15 protein-coding genes are annotated in these 17,527 nt (G+C 45.0%); 5 read left to right on the top strand and 10 right to left on the bottom strand.

Annotated features, from left to right (window positions below):
- Positions 1–4: 4 nt before the first annotated feature.
- From crcB to lrp, 5 genes are all read right to left on the bottom strand, one after another.
- The gene (crcB, locus tag MHM94_RS04540; RefSeq protein ID WP_022944185.1) at positions 5–388 is read right to left on the bottom strand and encodes a fluoride efflux transporter CrcB; all 384 of its coding nucleotides are present in this window, start codon (positions 386–388) and stop codon (positions 5–7) included.
- Complete coding sequence (locus tag MHM94_RS04535) at positions 375–1,658, bottom strand: replication-associated recombination protein A (RefSeq protein WP_235419149.1); 1,284 nt, start codon at positions 1,656–1,658, stop codon at positions 375–377. Before MHM94_RS04535 ends, crcB begins: the two co-directional genes overlap by 14 nt.
- A gap of 46 nt (positions 1,659–1,704) precedes the next feature.
- Complete coding sequence (lolA, locus tag MHM94_RS04530; RefSeq protein WP_235419038.1) at positions 1,705–2,349, bottom strand: outer membrane lipoprotein chaperone LolA; 645 nt, start codon at positions 2,347–2,349, stop codon at positions 1,705–1,707.
- A 9-nt stretch (positions 2,350–2,358) separates the two neighbouring features.
- Complete coding sequence (locus MHM94_RS04525; RefSeq protein WP_235419039.1) at positions 2,359–4,986, bottom strand: DNA translocase FtsK; 2,628 nt, start codon at positions 4,984–4,986, stop codon at positions 2,359–2,361.
- Between the two features lie 124 nt (positions 4,987–5,110).
- Positions 5,111–5,590 (bottom strand): leucine-responsive transcriptional regulator Lrp, encoded by a 480-nt coding sequence (gene lrp / locus MHM94_RS04520; RefSeq protein WP_022944181.1) that lies wholly within the window; start codon positions 5,588–5,590, stop codon positions 5,111–5,113.
- A gap of 141 nt (positions 5,591–5,731) precedes the next feature.
- Between lrp and ald the strand changes: the two genes are divergently transcribed.
- Positions 5,732–6,853, top strand: coding sequence for an alanine dehydrogenase (gene ald, locus MHM94_RS04515; protein ID WP_022944180.1), 1,122 nt, complete (start codon positions 5,732–5,734; stop codon positions 6,851–6,853).
- 538 nt (positions 6,854–7,391) lie between these two features.
- Here ald and MHM94_RS04510 read toward each other — a convergent pair.
- From MHM94_RS04510 to pssA, 3 genes are all read right to left on the bottom strand, one after another.
- A complete protein-coding gene (locus MHM94_RS04510) occupies positions 7,392–8,498 on the bottom strand; it encodes a hypothetical protein (protein WP_235419040.1) in 1,107 nt (368 codons plus the stop codon).
- A gap of 2 nt (positions 8,499–8,500) precedes the next feature.
- Entirely contained in the window at positions 8,501–9,778 is a 1,278-nt protein-coding gene (locus MHM94_RS04505) for a hypothetical protein (RefSeq protein WP_235419041.1), read from the bottom strand.
- Positions 9,779–10,383: 605 nt separating this feature from the next.
- On the bottom strand, positions 10,384–11,709 hold the full coding sequence (pssA, locus tag MHM94_RS04500; RefSeq protein WP_235419042.1) for a CDP-diacylglycerol--serine O-phosphatidyltransferase: 1,326 nt from the start codon (positions 11,707–11,709) through the stop codon (positions 10,384–10,386).
- Positions 11,710–11,970: 261 nt separating this feature from the next.
- Here pssA and trxB point away from each other — a divergent pair, with 261 nt between their 5' ends.
- From trxB to infA, 4 genes are all read left to right on the top strand, one after another.
- A complete protein-coding gene (gene trxB, locus MHM94_RS04495) occupies positions 11,971–12,921 on the top strand; it encodes a thioredoxin-disulfide reductase (protein WP_045978766.1) in 951 nt (316 codons plus the stop codon).
- 30 nt (positions 12,922–12,951) lie between these two features.
- On the top strand, positions 12,952–13,695 hold the full coding sequence (aat, locus tag MHM94_RS04490; RefSeq protein WP_235419043.1) for a leucyl/phenylalanyl-tRNA--protein transferase: 744 nt from the start codon (positions 12,952–12,954) through the stop codon (positions 13,693–13,695).
- Positions 13,661–14,365, top strand: a complete 705-nt coding sequence (locus MHM94_RS04485) for an arginyltransferase (RefSeq protein WP_022944172.1) — start codon at positions 13,661–13,663, stop codon at positions 14,363–14,365. The genes aat and MHM94_RS04485 overlap by 35 nt, the downstream gene beginning before the upstream one ends.
- Positions 14,366–14,462: 97 nt before the next feature.
- Positions 14,463–14,681, top strand: a complete 219-nt coding sequence (infA, locus tag MHM94_RS04480) for a translation initiation factor IF-1 (protein WP_010560183.1) — start codon at positions 14,463–14,465, stop codon at positions 14,679–14,681.
- Between the two features lie 68 nt (positions 14,682–14,749).
- Here the strand turns inward: infA and clpA are convergent, their stop codons facing one another.
- Positions 14,750–17,017, bottom strand: coding sequence for an ATP-dependent Clp protease ATP-binding subunit ClpA (gene clpA / locus MHM94_RS04475; RefSeq protein ID WP_235419044.1), 2,268 nt, complete (start codon positions 17,015–17,017; stop codon positions 14,750–14,752).
- A gap of 26 nt (positions 17,018–17,043) precedes the next feature.
- A complete protein-coding gene (clpS, locus tag MHM94_RS04470; protein WP_026110999.1) occupies positions 17,044–17,361 on the bottom strand; it encodes an ATP-dependent Clp protease adapter ClpS in 318 nt (105 codons plus the stop codon).
- Positions 17,362–17,527 lie beyond the last annotated feature (166 nt).

The raw sequence follows: 17,527 nt of genomic DNA, 5'->3' as shown, positions 1-17,527 counted from the left end.
GTTTTTAACCTTTTTGCGTTGTTAGCATGAGGCCTATCCAAGCCATAAATATACACATCCCCACATTAAGGAGGACGTTTAACGCCACTTTCAACCACTGCCCTTGCTGAAGCAACAACAGCGTATCCATGGAAAATGTAGAAAATGTTGTCAGCGCGCCCAAAAACCCGACTCCGAGTGTGACGCGGTGCGGATGCGATAGCATTTCGCGATCCAACAGGCCATATAATATGCCCATTAACAATGAACCGAGAATATTAACCGCCAGCGTGCCAAAAGGGAATCCCTTAGGCAGCAGTTTTAGTGCTAATTCACTTATACCAAAGCGAGCGCAGGCACCCAAGGCCCCGCCAATGGCAATAAAAAAGTAGGTACTAAGAGCGCTCATAGCGCTTCCTGTCGCTTTGCGCATCACGCTCTTGCAAATAAGCAAGTTTATCACTAATGCGTTTTTCTAAACCACGATCGCTCGGGTGATAATAGCGGCTGTCAGCAATCTCCTCGGGGAAGAAGTTCTCGCCTGCTGCATAGGCTCCCGGCTCATTGTGGGCATAGCGATAATCCTCGCCGAAGCCCTGCTCTTTCATTAATTGCGTGGGCGCATTGCGGATGTGATAAGGCACATCGAGGTGAGCGGTCTCTTTCGCGTGACGTTTTGCCTCATTAAAGGCCATATATACGGCATTACTTTTCGGCGCACTAGCTAGGTATAAGGTGGCTTGAGCTATGGCACGTTCACCTTCGCTGGGGCCAACGCGATGAAAAATATCCCAAGCATTCAGCGCCACCTCCATGGCTTTGGGATCTGCATTGCCGATGTCTTCGGTGGCAATTGCTAGTAGCCGCCGCGCAACGTACAAGGGATCGCCTCCGGCGGTAAGAATACGGCAATACCAATACAGTGCTGCGTCCGGAGCGGAGCCGCGCACTGATTTGTGAAAAGCAGAAATCAAATCGTAGTAATGATCGCCCCCCTTATCGTATTGGGCAACCATTTGCGGCGCGACTTGCTTGAGCACCGCCTGATTAATACAGCCTTGGTGTTGCTGCGCCAAATTTGCCGCCACTTCCAGCAGGTTAAGCACACTGCGAGCATCGCCATTGGCGCTGTGGCACAACTGCTCAAGGCTATCGGGCTCGATGGTCACACCTTGCTGGCGAAGAATGTCGTCCTGTTCTAGCGCCTGATTCACCACTGCCTGCAAATCTTCCACTGAAAGCTTTTTCAGCGTGTACACTCTGGCTCGCGACAGCACGGCGTTATTCAGTGCAAAAGAGGGGTTCTCTGTGGTGGCGCCAATAAAGATGAAGGTGCCGTTTTCAACATGCGGCAACAGTGCGTCTTGCTGCGACTTATTAAAACGGTGTACTTCGTCCACAAACAATAAGCTGCGTTTGCCTTGTTGTTGCAGCAAGTCGCTGGCACTGGCGACAGCCTCACGGATATCTTTCACCCCTGCGCTGACCGCCGATAACTCCAAAAACTGGGCATCGCTGTGGTGCGCAATAATGTGCGCCAGCGTGGTCTTACCGACCCCAGGTGGCCCCCACAAAATTAAGCTGTGACAGTGACCACTTTTAATGGCTTGGTACAAGGGTTGCTCTGTGCCTAATATATGGCTTTGGCCGATGTACTGATCCAATGTGTGTGGGCGCATGCGCGCCGCCAACGGGCGCACATCGGGGGCAAAATCTAGGGAGAAATTATTCGCCACGGTCTATCTCGGCTTGTGGCGCACGCTGATCATCAACGAACACATGCTCAGGAATGGTAAATTCAAACACGCTGTCATCAATATCAACATTACGCTTGGGCGCATCAAAATGAAAGTGTGAACGCTGACCTGATTGGTCAAGCACCTCAAGCGCTGCAACTTGTAGCTGCTCATCAAAATGCAACGTCAGCTTTTCTACTTGCGCATCTTCAGTATTTTTCGGGGTAATCTCAAAGCCAGCTTCAATTTGCTTGATAGTAAACTGCTGCCACAGCTCGTCATCTTCTGTGGTGAGCAGAATAAACGGCGTATTATCAATTAGTTTAGAGGTATCCAGTACCGTCACTTGCTCGGCGAAAGGGTCAAAGTAATAGCTATCAACCCCGTTGGAGACAAACAAGGTTTCGTCTGGTTGTTGTTGCTCCCAACGAATTTTCCGTGGTTGCTCTAGTTGCAATTTTCCTTTACTTTCACTCACCAGCTGCCCCTGCGGGTCAAATACTTGCTGTGAAAAAGCCGAACTGAGTGAGTCCAAACCCTTTAGCTGTTGTTGCAGCATCTGTGCGTCGTCGGCAAAAACCGTTGATGAAAACAGGGCGGCACTTGCCACTGCACTGTATAAAAATTGTTTCATATTACTTCCTTAGCCAGCGTTATTCTTAACTAGCACTTCGCGGGCGCCATTATGGCCGGGCGAACTGACTAAACCGGAGTGCTCCATTTGTTCAACCAATCGCGCAGCGCGGTTATAACCAACACGCAGTTTACGCTGTACACTTGATACCGACACACGACCACTTTCAATAACAAAAGCGCAGGCCTCGTCATACAATGGGTCTGATTCATCGTCGCCGTCTTCGGATGTTTCCCCTGGCAGCAATACGTCTTCGACGGCGTCACCATTGAGTATTTCATCCACATAATCAGGTTTACCTCGGGCCTTCCAGTCACTCACAACCGCGTGAACTTCATGGTCATCAACAAAGGCGCCATGAACACGGATTGGCACACTGGTCCCTGGTGGTAAATACAGCATGTCACCCATGCCTAAAAGATGCTCGGCCCCTTGTTGGTCAAGAATAGTGCGCGAGTCTATTTTCGAGGACACCTGAAACGCCATACGTGTAGGGATATTGGCTTTAATCAGGCCGGTGATCACATCCACCGATGGACGCTGTGTAGCCAATACCAAATGAATGCCTGCAGCCCGTGCTTTTTGTGCGATTCGGGCAATGAGCTCTTCCACTTTTTTACCAACAATCATCATCATATCGGCGAATTCATCAATCACCACGACAATGCTGGGTAACTTGTCTAGCTCTTGCGGCCCATCAGCCATGCCATCTGTATCTTTGAACAAAGGATCTAAAATAGGTTCCCCTGCGGCTTTAGCATCAAGCACTTTTTGGTTGTAGCCCTTCAGGTTACGCACTCCTAAAGCCGACATCAGTTTATAGCGGCGCTCCATTTCACCAACACACCAACGCAGTGCATTGGCCGCTTCTTTCATATCGGTAACCACTTCACACAGTAGATGTGGGATCCCCTCGTACACCGATAACTCCAGCATTTTCGGGTCGATCATGATCATGCGCACATCTTCTGGCGGCGATTTATATAGCAAGCTTAAAATCATCACATTAACGCCCACTGACTTACCTGAGCCAGTGGTACCCGCTACCAACAAGTGCGGCATTTTGGCTAAGTCTGCAACCACAGGTTGTCCGGCAATGTCTTTACCTAACACCATGGTTAGTGGCGATTTATTTTGTTCAAACTTAGGGGCATTGATCACTTCTGATAAGCGCACGATTTCGCGGTGTTTATTAGGCAGCTCAAGGCCGACATAGGTTTTCCCCGGGATCACCTCAACCACACGCACACTGACCGCAGATAACGAGCGCGCCAAATCTTTCGATAAACCAGAGATTTTCGCGACCTTTACACCCGGTGCTAAATCGAGTTCAAAGCGTGTAACTACCGGACCGGGATAAACCCCTACAACGGACGCTTGTACGCCAAAATCTTGCAGCTTGCTTTCAACTAACCGAGAGACAGCCTCGAGCTCTTCTTCAGAAATGGGGTTTTTCTGTTTATCCGGTCTATCAAGTAAATCCAACGAAGGAAGCGGCTCCATGGGCGGCTTTTCTTCTAATAGCTGTTCGAATTTCTCTTTGGCTGTTGGCGCTTTCGTGTGTGCCACTGTGGTTGTTGCCACTGAATTGTTGGTCTCTTTGTGCGCTGATGCAACAGCCGTATTTGCCGCTTTATTTTGGGGCTGTGTATTTGGTGTTGCCTCGGTGGGCGCTTGGTCTAGCTCGTTGAGCGCGCTGACGGTATCAAAGCCCTCATCATCAATGGCGCTAAAATTCATCTCATCGCCGAGCATGGCATCAATATCATCAAATGCCGGATGTTGTTTAGGCGCCTCTTTAGCAGCGCTCTGCGTATCACTGTCACTGCTTTGTTCCTGCCAAGGCTCTTTTTTAGGCTCTGGCGCAAACATAGCCGCAGCTTTGTCTAACAATGATTTGTCTTTATCGGCTTCAACTTCTGTGTCGGCGTTATCGCTTTGGATCTCTAGCTTTGGCTCTTGAGCGCTCTGCGTCGCTTCCACTTGTGGATTTGGCTCATTGGCCAAGCTGCGCTGCTCGGCTTCAGCAAACTCACTTTGGTATTGCCCACGTTTGCTTTGCAACCACTGCCATACAAACAAGGCGGCTTTCATAACATACGCGCCCAAGGTATCAACAAATTGAACCCAAGAAACACCTGTAAGTAAGGTCATGCCGGCAAAGAAAAAGCACAACAATAGGATAGAGGTACCCGTGAAATTAAATGCTGGCATCATCGCACCGGCAATAACATCCCCCACTACCCCACCGGAAGAAAAATAAAAAATATCGTCAAAATTAATGGAGCTAATAGCGCAAGCGCTCAATGTAAAAAGCACCAAGCCGATGAGGCGCAGCGCTAAAGTAACATAATCTAAGCTAAGCACTCTGTGGGGGCGTTTAAAAACGAGATACCCAAACAGTTGAATGGCTGCGGGAACTAAAAACGCCAACCAACCAAAACTAAACAATAAAATATCCGCCACCCACGCACCCGCTGTGCCGGTGATATTTTTAACATCGACAAACTCACCTGTTTGCGACCAGGACGGATCGGCTGGGTCAAAACTCACCAGCGCACACAAAATAAAAATGGCTAGCGCGGTGCTGACTATTAAGCCAGTTTCAAGCAGTCTTTGGACACCATTTAGGCGCATATTCCATTATCCTTATTCTTTCTTTCGATACTACAGCGCATTACTCTTACCTTATCAATTCTCAGCTGAATATGCACTGGGTTTATAATCAGTAATTGTAATCGGCACGAGCATTAACGGGCCCTTAAGGAACTTGTGGACGGATAATTAATGCCTCTTCACCCTTTACTTCTTCCATGACCACATAAGTGCGGCTTTCGCTGATATTGGGTAGCTTCAGCAAAATATCGCCAAGCACCTGACGATACTCAGACATATCGGTCACTCGTGTTTTCAGCAAAAAGTCGAAATTCCCTGATACTAAGTGGCATTCCACAATCTCATCGTGCTTTTTTACCGCTTGATTAAATTCGTCAAACACATCGGGAGATGTTTTGGTAATGGTCACTTCCACATACACCAGCAGCGCCTGACCGAGCTTGGCGGGGTCGACCACCGCTTTATAACCACGAATATACCCTTCACGCTCAAGTTTTTTCACGCGTTCCAAACAAGGGGTCGCACTAAGGCCAATTCGTTTTGCCAATTCAACGTTGGAAATACGGCCATCCCGTTGCAATTCGACTAAAATTTTACGGTCGATGCGGTCTAGTTGTGTATACATAGTTAATGAAAGTGGATTTATCTAATTTTACTTTGATTTAAGTGTATTCAACTGGCTTAAAAATGTAAAACAGTGAGACACACTATTTCTGCATAAGTACAATAGTGAAAAATTTTCCTGTTCACAAAAGGTATAGTAACTATGATTATTGGTGTACCAAAAGAGATAAAAAACCATGAGTACCGTGTTGGTATGATCCCAGCCAGCGCGCGTGAACTTATCAACCATGGTCACGAAGTCATTGTTGAAACCAATGCTGGTTTAGGCATTGGTTTTACTGACGAAGATTACATCGAAGTAGGCGCAAAAATCTTACCAAACGCGGCAGATGTGTTCGCCCAAGCAGAGATGATCATCAAAGTAAAAGAGCCGCAAGCTGTTGAGCGTGCGATGCTACGCCAAGATCAAATCTTGTTTACTTACCTTCACCTAGCGCCAGATTTACCACAAACTGAAGACCTAGTGAAAAGCGGCGCTATCTGTATCGCATACGAGACCGTAACCGATGCTAAAGGCGGTTTACCGCTACTTGCTCCAATGTCAGAAGTGGCGGGGCGTATGTCTATCCAAGCCGGTGCTCAGGCACTTGAAAAGTCAAAGCAAGGCCTTGGCATGTTGCTTGGCGGCGTACCGGGTGTTGAGCCTGCTAAAGTTGTGGTTATCGGCGGTGGTATGGTTGGCCGTAACGCAGCCCAAATGGCTGTCGGCCTAGGCGCTGATGTGACCATTTTAGACCGTAATGTTGATGTGCTACGTAGCCTAAACGCTCAGTTTGGTTCGCTTGCAAAAGTAGTGTATTCAACTGCCGACGCGCTAGAGAAGCACGTACTGGATGCCGACTTAGTGATTGGTGGTGTACTTATTCCAGGCGCTGCAGCTCCTAAGCTTGTGACTGCTGAGCACATCAAAGCAATGAAACCTGGTGCCGCAATTGTTGACGTAGCTATCGACCAAGGTGGTTGTATTGCGACTTCGAAGCCTACCACTCATGACGAGCCAACATACATTGTTGATGACGTAGTTCACTACTGTGTTGCGAATATGCCAGGTGCAGTACCACGTACATCAACCTTCGCGCTTAACAACGCGACATTGCCGTACATCATCAAGCTGGCTAACAAAGGCTACAAGCAAGCACTTCTTGAAGACGAGCACTTCCTAGAAGGCCTTAACGTCATCAAAGGTAAAGTAACTTATAAAGAAGTTGCTGAAGCATTTGATATGGAATACCTTGACCCACGCACTGCGGTTGAGAGCCTATAACGACAAGTTATAAGTGACTAAATATAAAGGGCAGATACACTATCTGCCCTTTTTTATTGCCGATTAACAACTATTCCAGATTATCTATGACCCTACCCCGAATACTGCGAAGTTTGTAAGCCATTAATCATAAAGCTCTCTACTCAGTGACTGTTAATTAAGAGGAAGATGAGACGGTCGGACACACTCGTTTTTGAACATTTCCTATTTAGAAGCTCAGCTCTATAGATAGGGGTTTAGATTAATATTTATATGGAAAACACCTTATTGGGCAGCTAAAACGCCATAACTGCCCTGTTGGGAGATAGGTTTTGTGCTTAGCAATCTCCCTATTGAAGGTCGCTGCACCTTGATCAGTCAAATGCTTTTCTTACTCTGAGAGAAACCAGTCTTCCAATTTACTTTTAAAAGATCATAACCGTCTGTAGGCCCCATTCGGTCTTGAAGGTGAGTGCAGGATAGGTTTTCTAACATACATTTGTGTTTCATCTTGGTTAAATTAAGCACAATGTATAGTCGGTAGCATTTGGTGGTAAACCTAACTCAGTTCTCTTATTTCCACAAATGCACTATCAATCATCGAAGTAAAGTCAGACGGAAGTTGCGCTGAATTAACGAGGTATCTAGCCATTAGATATGTAAACTGAAATATTCTTGAGTTTGAACTTATAGATTCTGATAAATTAACCTCTTTAGGAGCTTTTATGTCGACGATAGCTCTAAATGATAGTTCTCTAATTGGGTGTATGCATTCTTGTATACTTGCGGGCGAGTCCATCAGTTTTCGTGTTAACTCTATAAATTCAGGCCATTCTTTTAATGTTGGTTCACTATTGGTTGAGGCCTCGTTTTGTGAGTTAAATAGCTCAGTCATGCTTTTTTTGTGATTAAAGCTATTCTTGCCACCCCAAATATAATATTTTAACAACTTTTCAAATGTTTTCTCTGAAGCATCAAAATCTACAATATTCCTAAGGTCATGGACAATTTGAGCCATTAAATATGTAAAAATACTTAACGAACAATAGAAAAAAGATTGGTGTTTAGGCTTAGCAGGGTCTAATTCTCCTTTGATTTTTTGTAAAGCAGAAAGGAAACGCCTTAATGCACGCACACAGTCTGATTCTAAAGGAATGTCGCTATTTAAGAAGTTTAAGAATTGCTCAAGTTTTTCATTGCCTTTTACACTATTTAATTGCTTAGCCCAGTTGTTGATATCTGTTGAATAGGCGTAGTCAATATTGTAATCAATACTGCAAGAGTTACCGTAATTATCAAATTGCTTATCATCAAACAAGTGAACGTCAATTTGTTTAGCTGATAACCTATGTGCTTCAGAAGCCTTTTTTTTCAATATAATGAAAGCTTCTGAGCATTTGGCAAAATTCATTAATCCTGAAGCCCAAAACGCTCTATTTATAGGGCTTGTTCTTCCCAAAGTCTTGCAGTCAAACACTACTCTTTTAGGCTGACCCATGGAGTCAACTTTTACACCTAAAACATCAATATCTGTAATTAGAGTCGCTGTATCAGATAACTCTCTATAATTTTGAACATTTACTTCGAGAAACGGTATTAAATTATTGACCAAGCAAAAGCGAATCGCTTTTTCTTTTTGATATGTATCTTTGTCTAGAAATCCCATGATTATTCGTACGCCAGTAGTAATTGCTCATATTGTTCAACAGCATCTGCATCGAACGTTATTTGTTCTCTTTTCTTTAATTCGGCAGAAGATATTATAGATTGGATATATTTTTCATCCTTAGATAAAGCCAATCTGGCATCTTGGTTTACGTCCATGTTTGCCAGCTCTCCTGTTCGCAAAAGGCTTATAGCTAAATTTAACGCTTCTGTATTCTCTTCGTTTCTAATCAAAGCAAACTGGCAGCGATCACCAGTAGTGGGAACAAGGTGACCAACTTTAAGAAATACCAAATTTCGATATTGATTTGCGGCTTCCGAATTTGAGCCTATAAAACCTCTATCCCTCAATGTTTCAAGAATTCGAACGGGCATTTTTATTCTGTATTGCTCAGCTAATAATTGACCTTTGCGAACACATGATACAAGCGCCATTGCACGTTCATATATTTCACGGTTACTTGCATCAAGTTTAGTTTGACCAGGACGAGGAGTGAAAATAAATGTTTCTTTTGCTCCGTTAAATTCGATAGAAGGTGGTTTAAGTATGCCTTCTGAGCATAATTGTACTAGCAATGTTTTCTGAGTGGGAGTTAACTTGGTTCCGCCTAGTTCTAGCCTTTTTTCAATTAATGAAAGTGGCCAACCTTGATTGTTTTTGATTATATCTAGCACAACCTTAATATCTCTAGAGCCTGATTTTGCAGTCATATCAGCAAGTTCATCGAGGTTATCTGCAAAATAAAACGGACTTACGATAATATCTTTACCACGCGCTCTAAATTCTTTGAAATAGTGCCCATGTGTACCAATTTGCATACATCTTTCTAATAGAGGGCTTTCTATTCCAGTTGCGTGTTGGACTCTGTGCTTGTTTTCTGGTTTATTTTGGAGCTGGGACAGTATTAACAGAGTGCCTTGTTCATGTTCATTAAGTTCTGAGAATGAAAAGTAGTCGCCTACACCTTCATGTAAATTCTTAAAATGGGGGATGTCAGGGACAATAGACTTTATTGTTGTGCCTTTCTTGATAACTCGGATAAATTCAATTTCACCAAGAATGTTCACTGCTTCTTTTAGCGCATATGATGGTATATTAAAATAATGGTCACTAACCTTTCTCAGAAGTTCATAATTTATTTCAGGCAATCCTCTCAAATGAATGGCTAATGTTGCAGCCATTCCCATTGTGCGAAGTGCATCAAAATCAGGCACATCAGTATTACCTAAGCCAGTTTGAACATCATAAGATAGTTCTATTAGCTTTCTTCCTTTAAGCATTGCAAACCCTTGGATTTCACTTGATTACAACCAAAGAATATACCAATTATATTGTATTGACTATGCCTATTTTATGTGGGTTGATAGTTTCAGGTATCTAATAACTAATGTGGAATTCGCACCCACCAAAATCCCAGCTAAATGACTACATAGGATTAATAAATACTATGACTGCTTAACTATTTGACCCCAAAAAAATAACCACGATGAAAACACCTAAAAAGGTTATCGGGGAACAGACAAATGCAGTAAAGGAAGGTCAAATGCTTCTAACTTCAAACGAGGATTCCTCTGCACGTTTTGGTTCGTTTCGCTGGGTGACCAAAGGGTATACAGCGAACTTTCTAAGTTGCTTTTAAGCAGTTTTTCAAAAAACTATTATTAAACGCTCATAACTAACCTTAGAGTATTTAGGCCAGAAACGAGTTACGGCTGAAACCCTAATTTTGGCACTGAATCAACTCCCGCACAAATTGTTATATCGCTATAACACCCCTATTCCTCCCCCGCACTCGGGTAACAATAAACGGGTTACAACAGCGATTGCGCAAACAAAAAAGCAGCTCATTATAAGCCGCCTTTGAAAGCTAGTAATCGAAGAAGGTTTAAATGAAACGTTTAACGACAAAGTCCACTTTGACGCGCTTAGCCTGTCCAAGAATCTTTTGCACTGGCTCTGGGTAATCAGCCATTTGCTCTAGCTCTTTATAGCTGTTCAAGCGGGTACAATGTTGCATAATCGCCTGCTTTTCTTGCTCAATCGCTGCAACCATTTGTCCATCTTTATCATCAATAAAAATGCCGTTTTCGATATCCAGACCCCAAGCTCGAGGATTAAGGTTATGACCACTTAATAAGTGGTAGCGCTTGTCGCTGCATATGCCCTTTAAGTGAAACGAGTTGCTATCATGTTTCCACAGGTACACATTAAGATTACCCGCTTCGATGAAGCGCTTTTGGTTTTTTAGGAACTTGGCCAAAATGGTTTCGTATAAATAAGGCAGAGCCCCTACTTTCGAAAAGCGCTCAGTCGGAGGGATGTAAAAATCATTGGCGGTTTTATCACCGACAACAATGGTTACTTGCTTACCTTGACGTAAAAGCCTGCGTAGCGCTCTTAACAGCGGCGTCGGGAAATTAAAGTAAGGAGTATAAAGCACAAGCTCATTATCGGTAATATCAAACAGTTGCTTGATTAAACGGTTAAGTTTGTTGTTGCGCCGCCCGAGCCCAATAAAAGGACGTACGGTTAAGGGGGCATGACTGTCTTGGCTGCTCTGGCGATAACTTGCTTTTTTCAGTGCCTTTACTAATTGCTTGTGCTCGGCTTTAATATCGATAAACGCCGGAATTGGCCGTTTGTCTATGCGCGGCACGGCGTCAGAGGCGATTAAGGTCTGCTCTACAAACTCTACAAAGGCGTCACTTAATTGTGCTTGCTTGATAACAAAATACCGGTCTAAGCGGTAGCGCTCGAAATAATGTAGATAAACGTTGTTTAGGCTTGCTCCGCTGTACAGCAAGGTGTCGTCGATGACGAAGCCTTTGAGATGCAGCACCCCAAACAATTCCTTTGCTTTTACTGGCACGCCATATACTTGCACGTTGGAGCCGCTTTGCTGTAAGCGCTGGTAATACAAAGCCGCATTGCCCTCGCTTTTGTCGGCACCAATGAGCCCACGCTGAGCACGATGAAAATCGACCAGTACTTTTACTTCCAACTCTGGATTTTGGCGCGATGCGTCATGTAATGCATCAAGAATTTCCCGACCCGCTTCATCATCTTGAAGGTACAAAGCGGTGATATAAATACGGTGTTTAGCCGAGGCAATCAGCTCAAGCAGTCGCTGCCGGTAGCTTTTTGCATCAAGTAAAATATCAATGTCTTGTTGTTCGAGCGCATAGCCCGCTTGATGTTGCCAAAAATACATGAGGCCCTTATTTTTCTGCGTCGCCGGGGGCGCACCCTCGGGGCGAGTTTATAATTGCCCTAGAACATAGCAAAAAAAATATCACAGGTCATGAAATAACGGTTTGTTATTCGTTATTTGCTGTAATAACGCACAAGTACAGATTTTTTGACATCCTGCGGTTTTAGCGCTGAGTTATGTTTGCAAAATTGTTTACTTATGGATTGTTTTTCTTAGAATCACCCGCATAACTATGTTCACATGAATTAATTGGAAAGTTGTATGAGCGCCAAACACTGTAAATTACTTATTCTTGGCTCCGGCCCAGCGGGATACACCGCAGCCGTCTATGCCGCCCGTGCTAACCTTAACCCTGTGCTGGTTACTGGTATTCAACAAGGCGGTCAGTTAACCACGACCACTGAAGTTGAAAACTGGCCTGGCGATGCCCACGGTTTAACAGGCCCGGCTTTAATGGAGCGTATGAAAGAGCATGCTGAGCGCTTTGAAACTGAAATTGTGTTCGATCACATCAATGAGGTGAATACCCAGGTTCGTCCGTTCGAACTCAAAGGTGACAGCGGCACGTACACAGCCGATGCGCTGATCATCGCCACCGGTGCATCAGCAAAATACCTTGGCCTTGATTCAGAAACTGCCTTCCAAGGCCGAGGCGTGTCTGCGTGTGCGACCTGTGACGGATTCTTTTACAAGAACCAAAAAGTGGCTGTTGTTGGTGGCGGTAACACCGCTGTTGAGGAAGCGCTGTATTTGTCTAACATCGCCTCTGAAGTTCACGTAATTCACCGCCGTGATAGCTTTAGAAGTGAGAAAATCCTTTCTGATCGATTATTAGAAAAGGCTGAAAACGGCAATGTAACTATCCATTGGAATCGTACACTTGATGAAGTTTTAGGTGACGACATGGGCGTAACAGGTGTGCGTATTAAAGATGCCAATTCTGACGCCACCGAAGAGCTTGATGTAATGGGCGTGTTTATTGCGATTGGCCATAAGCCGAACACTGATATGTTCCAGGGCCAGTTAGAAATGAAAGACGGTTATTTAGTTGTTGAATCAGGCCTAAATGGCAATGCTACACAAACCAGTGTGGAAGGTGTTTTTGCTGCCGGTGACGTTTCTGACCACATTTACCGCCAAGCAATTACCTCTGCTGGCACAGGTTGTATGGCGGCGCTCGATGCCGAGCGTTACCTAGATAACTTAAAATAAGTATTGATGGGGCTACGGCCCCATTATTCTATGACTCAATATTTACACCACTTGGGTAGCATTGACGAAGGCTTCCCACACCCGAATACTGCGCTAGAAAACCCTGATGGCCTCCTTGCTATTGGTGGTTGCCTTAGCCCTTCACGCTTAAGCGATGCGTATCGCCAAGGTATTTTTCCTTGGTATAGTGAAGGTGAACCTCTTATGTGGTGGTCTCCTAGCGAGCGCGCCGTCATCGAGCTTGATGATTTCCACGTTAGCCGCAGCCTGCGTAAAAGCGCACGCAAACTTGCTATCAGCGTAAGCGTGAATCAGTGTTTTGCTGAGGTTATCCATCAGTGCAAAGTACAGCGCATAGCGCAAGAAGGTACTTGGATCACAGATGCGATGGAGCACGCATATATCCAAGCTCATCAACAAAACCTAGCCCATAGCGTTGAAGTATGGCAAGGCCCCCGTTTGGTTGGCGGACTTTATGGCATTATGCAGTCACGCGTGTTTTGCGGTGAGTCGATGTTTTTTCGCCAGCGGGACTGCTCCAAATTAGCGATGTGGGCGCTGGTGGAATTGCTCAAGCAACATGGTGGAGATTTTATCGACTGCCAAATGATGAACCCCTATTTGGCGCAGTTGGGGGCAACTCCCCTACCCAGAGAGGATTTTTTAGCTAGACTTAAAGAGAGTAATCAATATCCCATTGATTTGTCTTTTTGGCGAGCACGACAACTAGAGTCTCCTTATGGCGCAACACCTTCCCATAAAAATAGGCCTTAGCCAACGTTTTCCTTGTAGTTATCTTGATGAACAAGAAGAACAGCTGTTGGTTATTCTTGATCCCTTATGTTATACCCCGCAAGGGTTTGAAGCGCTCTTGCAACATGGCTTTCGCCGTAGTGGTGAACAAATATATCGACCCCATTGCCCCAGTTGCACAGCCTGTGAATCAGTGCGCATATTAGCCAGTGAGTTCACACCTTCACGTTCGCAAAAGCGGAAGCTTAATAAAGTCAAAGAGTTTGCCGTGCATGTGAGTCACTTTGAGCGTCCTGAATACTACCCGCTGTACGAGCGCTATATTAATGAGCGCCACAGTGATGGCAGTATGTATCCCGCTGAGCGCAGTCAGTTTGAAAGTTTCTTACTGTGCAAGTGGATGAACATCGCTTTTATTGAGCTTTGGCATCAAGAGCGCTTGATTGGCGTTGCCGTTACCGATGTTATGCCCAACTCCTTGTCTGCGATTTATACTTTTTTTGACCCTGACTATGAGGCGCTTAGCTTGGGAAGCGTGATGATCCTCAAACAGATAGAGCATGCCCAGAAGCTGGCAAAAGACTTTGTCTATTTGGGATATCAAATCGATGATTGTCGCAAGATGCGCTATAAATTGCAGTACCGACCAGCGCAAAGATTGCGTGCAGATGCGTGGATTGCCGTCGAATGAGCACAAATTCGACAAATTCAGTGCCTTGGCTTTACTTATTCGTTGCTTTTCGGCACAATCGCATGCGTTTAACTATCACAGAGGTGTTACGCTAGATATGGCGAAAGAAGACGTAATTGAAATGCAAGGGACGGTACTTGATACCCTACCTAATACTATGTTCCGTGTAGAACTAGAAAACGGCCACGTAGTTGTGGCGCATATTTCCGGTAAAATGCGTAAAAACTACATTCGTATTTTGACTGGTGATAAAGTAACTGTGGAACTTACGCCTTACGACTTAAGCAAAGGCCGCATCGTTTTCCGCGCGCGCTAGTTTGCCAGCGAAGCCAGTTTAGCAAAAAGCCCAGCAAGTGCTGGGCTTTTTGCTAAGTGCCACGCACGTTAGGCGGGGCTAAGCTCTTCAGAGTAGTTAAATTCCAGTTTATCGTTTTTGACATCCACTTTCACATCACCGCCATCAACGAGCTGACCAAATAAAATTTCGTTAGCCAATGGTTTCTTAACTTGCTCCTGTATCACTCGCGCCATTGGCCGTGCACCCATAGCTTTGTCATAGCCTTTATGTGCCAACCAAGTACGTGCTTCGTCGGTCAGTTCAAGGTTAACTGATTTCTTATCAAGCTGTGCTTGCAGCTCTACCAAGAATTTATCAACCACTTGCAATATCACCTCGGTATCAAGGTGGTTGAACCAAATGATATTATCCAAACGGTTTCTAAACTCTGGCGTAAACACCTTGTTGATTTCCGCTAACGCATCATGCGATGAGTCCTGCGTGGCAAAACCAATAGAGTTTTTCACCGTTTCTTGTACACCCGCATTGGTGGTCATCACTAAAATAACATTTCGGAAGTCCGCCTTACGGCCGTTGTTATCGGTTAGTGTGCCGTGATCCATAACCTGCAACAGGATGTTGTAAATATCACTGTGTGCTTTTTCGATTTCATCGAGTAGCACAACGGCATGTGGCTGCTTGATCACCGCATCAGTCAACAGCCCTCCTTGCTCGTAACCAACATACCCAGGCGGTGCGCCTATCAAGCGACTTACGGCATGGCGCTCCATGTACTCAGACATATCAAAGCGGATAAATTCGATACCTAAACACGTGGCCAACTGTTTAGTCACTTCTGTTTTACCCACGCCCGTTGGACCGGCAAATAAGAATGAACCCACCGGTTTATCCTCATTGGCAAGGCCCGAGCGCGACAAGCGTATCGCCGAAGATAAAGCCTCAATTGACTGATCTTGACCGAACACCAACATTTTGAGGTTGCGGTCGAGGTTTTTAAGCACTTCTTTGTCGCTTGAAGAAACACTTTGCTGCGGAATGCGCGCTATCTTAGCGATAATTTGCTCAATATCGGCAACATTAATGGTTTTCTTGCGCTTAGATACAGGCTGCAAGCGTTGATTTGCCCCCGCTTCATCAATGACATCAATGGCTTTATCAGGCAAATGACGCTCATTGATATATTTTGCACTTAGCTCTGCCGCCGCACGCAGTGCCTTTTGCGTGTAGCGTATGCCGTGGTGCTCTTCATAACGTTCTTTCAGACCATTAAGAATCTTTGCAGTGTCTTCAACGCTTGGCTCGCTCACATCTATTTTCTGGAAACGACGCACTAAAGCGCGGTCTTTTTCAAAAATGTTCTTAAACTCGTTATAGGTCGTCGACCCCATGCAGCGAAGCTCACCACTTGAAAGCAATGGCTTAATTAAATTCGATGCATCCATGACGCCGCCCGATGCTGCCCCGGCACCAATAATGGTGTGTATTTCATCAATAAAGAGAATAGCCCCAGGTTCTTTTTGAAGCTGTTTGAGCAAACTCTTTAAACGTTTTTCAAAATCACCCCGGTACTTAGTACCAGCAAGCAAGGCACCCATATCAAGGGAATAAACCACGCCATCGGCGATAACTTCAGGGACTTCATTGTGAATAATACGATATGCCAACCCTTCGGCTATGGCTGTTTTACCCACGCCAGCTTCGCCGACCAACAACGGGTTATTCTTTTTGCGCCGGCACAACACTTGAACAGTACGCTCAACTTCTTGATCGCGACCGATCAGCGGGTCTACCTGCCCTTTTTCTGCCTGCACGTTGAGGTTAGTGGTGTATTTGTCGAGAATATTTTGCTCTTCCGACGCTTCACCACCCATTTCCTCGTGAATTTCTTCATGATCACCGAGTTCTTCACCCTCGTCGTCCATGCGCGAAATGCCATGAGAGATAAAGTTCACTACATCGAGGCGATTAACGTCGTTTTTCTTCAATAGGTAAACGGCCTGGCTCTCTTGCTCAGAGAAAATAGCAACCAGCACGTTTACGCCTGTGACTTCACTTTTCCCGGACGACTGCACATGAAACACGGCACGCTGTAAAACGCGCTGAAAACCAAGTGTTGGCTGGGTTTCCCGTTCTTGTTCAAGATCTGAGATGACCGGCGTTGTTTCATCAATAAACTCAGATAATTCGTTACGCAACAAACTCAAGTCAACACCGCAGGCAATGAGGGCTTCATTCGCGGATGGATTATCTAGTAATGCCAGCAGCAAATGCTCCACCGTCATAAACTCATGGCGGCGTGTGCGGGCTTCTTTGAACGCGTAGTTCAAGGTAATCTCTAGATCTTTATTTAGCATTGGCAACCCCCAAAACTTTCAAACTTTTATTCCTGCTCACAACTGCAAAGCAGTGGATGCTCATGGTCACGGGCGTAGCGGTTAACCTGCTCTGTTTTGGTATGGGCAATATCTGCAGGGTAGATACCGCAAACCGCTTTACCCTCGTGATGGACCTTGAGCATCACGTCTGTTGCTCTTTCGCTATCCATATTGAAAAACGTTACTAACACTTCAATAACGAAGTCCATGGGCGTGTAGTCGTCGTTATTTAAGATTACCTTAAACTTTCGCGGTGGCTGCAGCTTTTGCTTTTGCTCTTCACGACTACGCTCTACAACACCTGAATCTTTCATTCCACTCATATCTAAATATAGTCTTGTCTCTAGATCTCAAGCAAACCTGAAATCAAAAATAAATAAACTGTTAAAAAAATGCACAAAAAACTTGACTGAATGACCAAATAAACTACAGTCAAACGTGGACTGGCTATTCATTCGCCAGTCTAACAAACTATCAGGTTTAGATTAA

Origin of the sequence: Pseudoalteromonas sp. CNAT2-18.1, from assembly GCF_022347865.1 — a bacterium.
GTDB classification, from domain to species: Bacteria; Pseudomonadota; Gammaproteobacteria; order Enterobacterales; family Alteromonadaceae; genus Pseudoalteromonas; species Pseudoalteromonas ruthenica.
The sequence above is the reverse complement of the archived record's forward strand: the minus strand, read 5'-3'. Positions and strand labels throughout refer to the sequence as shown.

What these genes read in the sequence shown, in the direction of transcription:
- crcB (WP_022944185.1), bottom strand. Translation starts at nt 388, where the DNA reads ATGAGCGCTCTTAGTACCTACTTTTTTATTGCCATTGGCGGGGCCTTG.
- MHM94_RS04535 (WP_235419149.1), bottom strand. Translation starts at nt 1,658, where the DNA reads ATGCGCCCACACACATTGGATCAGTACATCGGCCAAAGCCATATATTA.
- lolA (WP_235419038.1), bottom strand. Translation starts at nt 2,349, where the DNA reads ATGAAACAATTTTTATACAGTGCAGTGGCAAGTGCCGCCCTGTTTTCA.
- MHM94_RS04525 (WP_235419039.1), bottom strand. Translation starts at nt 4,986, where the DNA reads ATGCGCCTAAATGGTGTCCAAAGACTGCTTGAAACTGGCTTAATAGTC.
- lrp (WP_022944181.1), bottom strand. Translation starts at nt 5,590, where the DNA reads ATGTATACACAACTAGACCGCATCGACCGTAAAATTTTAGTCGAATTG.
- ald (WP_022944180.1), top strand. Translation starts at nt 5,732, where the DNA reads ATGATTATTGGTGTACCAAAAGAGATAAAAAACCATGAGTACCGTGTT.
- MHM94_RS04510 (WP_235419040.1), bottom strand. Translation starts at nt 8,498, where the DNA reads ATGGGATTTCTAGACAAAGATACATATCAAAAAGAAAAAGCGATTCGC.
- MHM94_RS04505 (WP_235419041.1), bottom strand. Translation starts at nt 9,778, where the DNA reads ATGCTTAAAGGAAGAAAGCTAATAGAACTATCTTATGATGTTCAAACT.
- pssA (WP_235419042.1), bottom strand. Translation starts at nt 11,709, where the DNA reads ATGTATTTTTGGCAACATCAAGCGGGCTATGCGCTCGAACAACAAGAC.
- trxB (WP_045978766.1), top strand. Translation starts at nt 11,971, where the DNA reads ATGAGCGCCAAACACTGTAAATTACTTATTCTTGGCTCCGGCCCAGCG.
- aat (WP_235419043.1), top strand. Translation starts at nt 12,952, where the DNA reads ATGACTCAATATTTACACCACTTGGGTAGCATTGACGAAGGCTTCCCA.
- MHM94_RS04485 (WP_022944172.1), top strand. Translation starts at nt 13,661, where the DNA reads ATGGCGCAACACCTTCCCATAAAAATAGGCCTTAGCCAACGTTTTCCT.
- infA (WP_010560183.1), top strand. Translation starts at nt 14,463, where the DNA reads ATGGCGAAAGAAGACGTAATTGAAATGCAAGGGACGGTACTTGATACC.
- clpA (WP_235419044.1), bottom strand. Translation starts at nt 17,017, where the DNA reads ATGCTAAATAAAGATCTAGAGATTACCTTGAACTACGCGTTCAAAGAA.
- clpS (WP_026110999.1), bottom strand. Translation starts at nt 17,361, where the DNA reads ATGAGTGGAATGAAAGATTCAGGTGTTGTAGAGCGTAGTCGTGAAGAG.